This window comes from Nevskia soli (genome assembly GCF_903970205.1).
Taxonomy (GTDB): domain Bacteria; phylum Acidobacteriota; class Terriglobia; order Bryobacterales; family Bryobacteraceae; genus Bog-113.
This window is the reverse complement of the sequence record NZ_CAJCHS010000416.1, coordinates 1-6,943: the sequence shown is the minus strand read 5'-3', so window position 1 is coordinate 6,943 and position 6,943 is coordinate 1. Positions and strand designations below refer to the sequence as shown.

The 6,943-nt window shown below is 57.7% G+C and carries 5 protein-coding genes; 1 reads left to right on the top strand and 4 read right to left on the bottom strand.

Annotated elements, in window-relative coordinates; all coding sequences use genetic code 11:
- From H1Y01_RS17840 to H1Y01_RS17825, 4 genes are all read right to left on the bottom strand, one after another.
- Positions 1-768: beta-L-arabinofuranosidase domain-containing protein (locus H1Y01_RS17840; RefSeq protein WP_180541936.1), on the bottom strand; the 768-nt coding region annotated here is incomplete at its 3' end.
- A 4-nt stretch (positions 769-772) separates the two neighbouring features.
- Positions 773-1,576 (bottom strand): class II aldolase/adducin family protein, encoded by an 804-nt coding sequence (locus tag H1Y01_RS17835; protein ID WP_180541934.1) that lies wholly within the window; start codon positions 1,574-1,576, stop codon positions 773-775.
- A gap of 51 nt (positions 1,577-1,627) precedes the next feature.
- A complete protein-coding gene (locus tag H1Y01_RS17830) occupies positions 1,628-1,864 on the bottom strand; it encodes a hypothetical protein (protein ID WP_180541932.1) in 237 nt (78 codons plus the stop codon).
- A gap of 123 nt (positions 1,865-1,987) precedes the next feature.
- Positions 1,988-4,372 (bottom strand): tetratricopeptide repeat protein, encoded by a 2,385-nt coding sequence (locus H1Y01_RS17825; protein ID WP_180541930.1) that lies wholly within the window; start codon positions 4,370-4,372, stop codon positions 1,988-1,990.
- Positions 4,373-4,494: 122 nt separating this feature from the next.
- On the opposite strand from H1Y01_RS17825, the gene H1Y01_RS17820 reads away from it, so the two are divergent.
- On the top strand, positions 4,495-6,943 hold a 2,449-nt coding region (locus tag H1Y01_RS17820; protein ID WP_180541928.1), incomplete at its 3' end, for a tetratricopeptide repeat protein.

The window sequence follows — 6,943 nt, the reverse complement described above, 5'->3', positions numbered from 1 at the left end:
ACTGTAAGCATGCAGACCGGGCAACACGTCCCGGCCTTGCGACAGGGGGTCGAAAAAGGTGCGGTCCAGCAGATAGCGCTTTCCCATATCGAAGAACATCCGGTCGCCCGTCCGCTCATAGGCGAGGAACAGATTCTCCGCGATCGTATAAGTCTCGTCCCAGGTGTAGGTTTCATCTTTATGCGGGTACTTCTGCTTCTCTTCGTCCGTCAGAGCATGGTCCGGCATATGTGGGCGCGCCGCTGTAGTCATTGCATACAACAAAGGAATAGCCTGCTGATCCCCTGCCCAGGTATGGGCGTCGAGAAGCGCCAGAACGAGCTTGTCGTAGGTGTACCCCGGATACCGCAGATCGACAAAGAACTTACCCGTGGGATCGATCGTTTGCCCGAGACCTACCACTAAGCGGCTAACTTTGGCGCGGGTCGGCTCCGATCCGGTAGCCGCCGCAAAGCGGGCCAGCGCGGAGATGTACTGCCCGAAGTGGGCGCCCGGACAGAAATCGTCATACCATCCGCCCATGTTTTCGCCGGGCGCCGGTAAACCTACCCGTTCACGATAAATCTTCAGCATGCGATCGTCGCTGAGGTTCAGAAAGAACGCATGATTCTGCTCGAACTGCCGCTTGAGCGGCCCTTCGGTGAGCTGCATCGCGCCGTAAGGAAATTCAGACAGTTGCGGGGAGACGCTACTGCCCGGTGCGGGCCGTAAAGCAGGCGCGGCCGCCGCAGTAGCAGCCGCGGTCTGGATGAAAGTTCGTCGTGTCATGAAGTTACTCGAATAAGTCCGGCTGCTCGCGCGAAATCAGGTTCCAGAGCGGCTGAAACTGAAACCATCCAACACGCGCGCCGCCGACCTGCTGCGCCGCGACTAAAGCGCTCTCATGCGCGATGTTGATGGGCTGACCCGCGGCTTCCGCGAGCAATTGCGATTGGCAGCAGCGGTCCATGGTGATGAACCACCAGGCCGCTTCATCAACGGTCTTGCCGGCGGTAAGCAGCCCATGGTTCTGCAAAATCACAGCCTTCCTGCCTCCGAGCGCCGCAGCGATCCGGTCACCCTCGGAGGTGTCATAAACCACGCCGGTATAGTCCGCAAACAGTCCGCAATCCTGGTAAAACGCGCACGCATCCTGAGTAATCGGATCGAGCAAACGGCCCAGCGACGACCACGTCTTGCCGTAAAGCGAATGCGCGTGAGCCGCGGCGATCACATCCGGACGCGCCTCATGAACGCGCGAATGAATCGCAAAAGCCGCCTCGTTGATCGGCATGTTGCCCTCGATCACCTGCCCGGCGTGATTGACCAGGACGAGGTCGGAAACGCGGATGTGCGCGAAATGGACGCCGAACGGATTCACCCAAAAGCAATCGGTGCGCTCGGGGTCGCGCGCCGTGATGTGGCCGGCAACGCCCTCGCTGAATCCGAATTTGGCGAATAAGCGAAACGCTGCCGCCAACCGTTGCTTGCGATGCAACCGCTCTTCGGCAAAGGTAGCGAAAGTCGGCAGGGGCGGGGTGGGGGCGACCTTGACAGTGGGGGCTCCGGTCGCGGGAGCAGTGGGCGTCTCGATCATGAATCCAGTGTAGTTTGCCGGCGGCGTGATCGGCGGGATCCACGTCCGCGCTTAGCGCTCGTCCAGCGACTTCAGGCGAGCGTCGAGTACTCGTTCAACGAGGCTCAGCTTCGCATCGAAAAGCTTTTCCAGATGCTCGAATCGGGAACCCATATCCGTGCGTAGCTCAGTCACCCTCGACTGTACGTCGTTGATCCGCGCGGATAATAGAGTCGACAAAAGCGCGAACCCGAGGGCGTTGAATGCGATAGGAACTCCGATCGCTAAGTACAATTGCAGGTCCGTCATCGCTACCTTCGCCGAGAATTACGTCCATATCCTACCATCTAGTTAGCAGCCATGCCAATGAACAACCCCCATCTGCGTGCGCATGCAACTAGCCTACGACGCGGCAAGAACGCACGTTCCGACCTACTGCAACTTAGCCAGTAACTGCCGCGCTCCATCCGCATCTGCAGCTGCCGGCTTGTCGGCCAGCGCCGCATTACACTCCTTCTGCGCGCCTACTTTATCGCCCTTCGCGTAGAGAGCCTCGCAATAGTGGTAATGAAAAGACGGGTTAGCCGGATACTTCGCCGTAATCGCCCGGAACTGTTCTACCGCCGCGTCGGGCATGTTCTTCTTGATGTAGATACATCCCAGCGTGTCATCCACCTCCGCCGAATCAGGCATCGACTGCTTGGCCTTATTCGCCAGCGTGAGCGCCTCGTTCAGGTCCATATTATGCTGCGTGAGCGAAAACGCCAGGTTATTCAAAGCCTGGCCGTTCCCCGGATCTTGCGCGAGCGCCGAACGGTAAGCCGCCTGAGCATCCCGGGTCCGCCCCACATGTTCATAAGATGCGGCCAGCACCAATAGAAGCCGCGCGCTATTTGGCTCTAGCGCACGCGCCTTTTCGAGCCAGCTAATCGAGAGGTTGTAATCCCCCTTACGCGCGTAAAGCTGGCCAAGTGACGCATAAGTCTGGGCCGTCTCATTGCTCGATTCCTTGAAATGGTCGAGCAGCTTCTTATAGTCCGCTTCGGCGCTGTCGTACTGCCCGAGCTGACTCTTGAGTTCCGCGAAAGCCTTCAACAAATCGGCGCGATCGGGGTGCGCGGTCACCTCCGCCTGGAACACAGCAAGGGCTTTATCCGGCTGCTTCTCGGCCAGATAGGATTCCGCTTCCCCTAATAGCGGACGCATGTCGCCCGGATTCAACGTCCTGGCCTGAATGAAGTTCTCGCGCGCCCCGGCGAAGTTCTTCTGCGCCATGTCGAGGCTCCCTAACTGCAGAAAAGCGTCCCCAAATTTCGGCGTAGTCTTGACCAGGTATTCGAATACCTTGCGCGCTTCCTCGGCCTGACCCATGCGCGCCAGCGCAATACCTTCCACTAACTTAGCGGCCGCGTTATTGGGCTGGAGCTTCTCCGTTTCCTGGGACGTCTTCAAAGCCTGATCGTAAGTGCCGAGTTGTAACTGCGCTTCCGCCAGCGCGATTCTGGGCCGAAGGTAGTCCGGACGAATGCGCAGCGCCTCCCGATACTGCGTCGCCGCCTGCTGATACTCGCCTTTGGCGGCGTAAGCGCGCCCCAGATCGTAGTGCGCCACGAAGTTATCAGGTTTCTGCGCAACCACTTCCTGAAACTCCGAAATCGCGTGGTCCACTTCGCCGCGATCCAGCGCGAAGCTGGCTTTCAAACCGCGCGCATCGGCGTCCTTCGGATCGTTTTTCACCATCTCCAGAACTTTGTTGTACGCCTCGTCCCGTTTATTCTGCCGGATGAGGATTTCCACTTCTCGCTTGCCGTATTCGCTCCGCTTTCCGGCGTCTTTGCTCTCGCCTTCCTTGTATTCGCGCATGGCCGCATCCAGGTCGCCGATTCGCGCGTAGAAATCGCCCGCGGTCAGATAGGCTTCCGGAAACTCCTTCGAGTGCGCCTTGATGTCGTCCAGCACGCCGACCATCCGCGTCCGATCGTTCTTGCTGAAGTAGTAAGCCGCAAGCAACGTTCGGAAAGAGTAAGTCTTCGGGTTATTCGCGATAGCCTCTTTCAGCAGTTGTTCCGCGTCGTCTGACCGATGCTCCGCCGCATAAAGCCGGTACAATTCCGCATACGCGGTTGTCTGGGTCTTGTCGTGGACGATCAACTGCCGGTAAATCTGTTCCGCTTCTTTGGGCTCGCCGTAAACCACCAGCGTCCGCGCCAGCGTCAACGAAGTTTGCACATCGTTCGGTCGTTTTTGCAGACTCTTTCTGAGGTTTTCGATCGCGTCCTCCAGACTCTTCTTAAAAGCCGGAACGTCGTGCTGCGATACCTCGCGGGCCGCATCGGCTCGGCTGATCTCGGCCTTCAGACGTTCGTCCTCAAAGGAATTCGGGGCTTTCTGATCGAGAGTCGCCTGGAGCTGATTCACCTCATCCATCAGCGGCTTTGTATTCTGGCCTGGCTTATTATTCAACGCGGCGCCCTGAACGAGGATCTCGCCGAGCTTCAACGCCGCATCGTTCCAATCCGGCGTACCGGGCGGCATCAACTCCGTCGCGCGGCGCAGCACTCCGACAACACTCGCCGTTTGCCCGAGGGCTTCGTAGGTCAGGGCAATCCTGTAATACGCTTCGCCAAACTTCGGATCGGTCGCCACCGCTTTGCGGTACATGATCATCGCCTCTTTGTAGCGGGCGCGCGAGAAATACTTGTTCCCGCTCTTCAAGTACTCCTGTTTCGCGTAATTCGGATCGCGGTGGCATCCTGCCAGCAAGAGGATGACAGTTACAACTGCACCGAAGCGCAGCCAAGTGGGTCGGTTATTCACGATTCAGAACCTCGAAATAGTGTACAGCCAAACCCGTCAATTTCCTGACAAGACCATGGTAATAGGAATATGCTATGAAATCCGCAAACGTCGCGCTGTCATAATCCGAGAAGATTTCGCTCATGGGGAAAATGTCGGGCAACACCAAACGAGTTGGTTTCGGAGCGTTCGCGCTAGCTGTGTTCGCGTGGTTCATCCTTCATGCCGCGCCGGTGGATCCCAAGGTCGACCTGCTGTGGCATTACCGTAATCTCGGCAAAGCGTTTTACGAAAATCCGACTACGCAAAAGGAAGCGGTCGAGGAGTTTCGCAAGGCTCTCGAACTGCAGCCGAACTCAGTCCGCGAGCGTGTCAATTATGCGCTCGCGCTTCTTCGTGCCGGTGAGACGCAAGCCGCCATCGCCGAGTTCGAGAAGGCACAGAAGCAGGACCCGTCGATTCCTCACACCTGGTTCAATCTCGGAATTGTTGCCAAAAAAGACGGCGATACGCCGCGCGCGATTCACGAGCTGGAGCAAATGGAGAAACTGGTCCCGAGCGACGCCAAGACCCATTACAACCTCGGCGTGCTCTATAAACAAGGCGCCGACCGGGACAAGGCCATCGCCGAGCTCGAGCTTGCGGCCAAGCTCGATCCGAATTTCGCAGCGCCTCATCTGCAGCTCTACAATCTTTATCGACAGGCCAATCGTCCCGCGGAATCAGCGGCGCAGCTCAAGCAATTTCAGGAGCTGAAAGCACTCCAGGCGGGCGCCGTTCTCGCGGAAGATGCGGAGGCGAACGATTACTCGGAGATCTATGACCCGATCGATCTTCCCGCCGGCGCAAGCGAGCCGGTGCAGCCGAAGTATGACGACAAAGTGATCGCGCAACACGTATCCGGATTCGCGCCCCTCGATCGCGACCATGTGATCGCGTGGTCCGCCGCCGGTGCTTCCATTTACCCCGGAACGAGCCAAGTGATCGCGGCAAACGACATCCTCTATATCGCTCCCGGAGACTTCTACAACGATGGAGTCTTTGGCCTATGCGTTATCCGCAAGTCCGGTGTCGAGCTTTACCGGAATGTGAAAGGCCAGTACGAGAAAGTGAATGCAGCGATGCCGTCCGGCCGCTTCGAGCGCGCGATCTGGCTCGATTACGACCACGACAACGACATGGATCTGATCCTGCTCGGCGAGGATTCCGCTTTGATGCGCAATAACGGATCGGCTGGTTTCAGCAATGAATCTAAGTCCTTCCCGTTCGCCGCCGGACATGCCATCGACGTAACGCGTTTCGCCATCCGCCCGGAAACGCCCGCGCGCGACCTGGTGGTGAGCTACGCCGATCATACCGGTATCTTGTACCGCGACAAATTGAATGGAGTCTTTGGTGCGGAACCAATCCCGGCGCTTCCCGCAGGCGCGCACGGACTAACCGCGGAAGACTTTAATCACGATAGCTTCATAGATGTCGTTACTGAGGGTCTGGCTCTGAAGAACGACGGCGTGCAACTAACTCCAGTAACTTCCAAGCCCGACTTGGAAGCGCCGCTCTTCCATCTCGACGCACAAGGCAATGTTCACCGTACCGAGGCGACCAAAGATTCCGAGCGCTGGCTGACCATTCAGATCAACGGAATCAAAAACGTAAAGCTCGGCGTTGGATCCACGATCGAAGTTAAAGCCGGCGCGACTTATCAAAAGAAGATCTACGACGGTATTCCGCGGTGGTTCGGCATGGGTAACTACCCGCAAGCAGACACCGTGCGCATTACCTGGATCAACGGCTTGATCCAGAATGAGCCGCAGAAGAAAACCGACGACGCGCTATCGATCGATGAAGCGCAGCGGCTCTCCGGGTCTTGCCCCATGATCTTCACCTGGAACGGCCACGGGTTCGACTTCATCACGGATGTTCTCGGGGTAGCGCCATTGGGCGCAAGTTCGGGCGACGGCCAATACTTCCCGGTCGATCACGATGAGTACGTCCAAATCGCGGGAGATAAGTTAAAAGCGCGCGATGGCGAGTACGAGGTGCGGATCACCGAGGAACTTAGGGAAGTTTCTTATCTCGACCAAGTGCAGTTAATTGCGGTCGATCACCCGCGGTCGCAGCAAATCTTCACGAACGATAAGTTCAAGTCGCCGCCTTTCCCGGAGTTCAAGTTATTCGGTGTCGAGAAACGGATCTACCCGATTCGCGCGAGAGACGACCACGGCAACGATATCCGCCCGGCGCTGTTACGCAGAGACCTGATCTATCCCGACCGGTTCAAACGCAATTACCTCGGGGTTGCCGAGAAGCACGCCATCGATCTGGATTTCGGGCGTGCCGCACCGGACAACAATGCTGTCCTCATCCTCAGCGGGTGGGTGGATTGGGCCGACGGCAGCACGTTTCAAGGCGCGGCGCAGGAAGGCAAAGGCGGACTGATCTTACCTTACCTGCAGGTAAAGAACAACGCGGGTCAGTGGGAGACAGTCATCGACGACATGGGAATACCGGCTGGAAAACCGAAAACAATTTCGGTGGACCTAACCGGCAAATTTCTGTCTTCATCGCGTGAAGTTCGCATCGTGACGAACA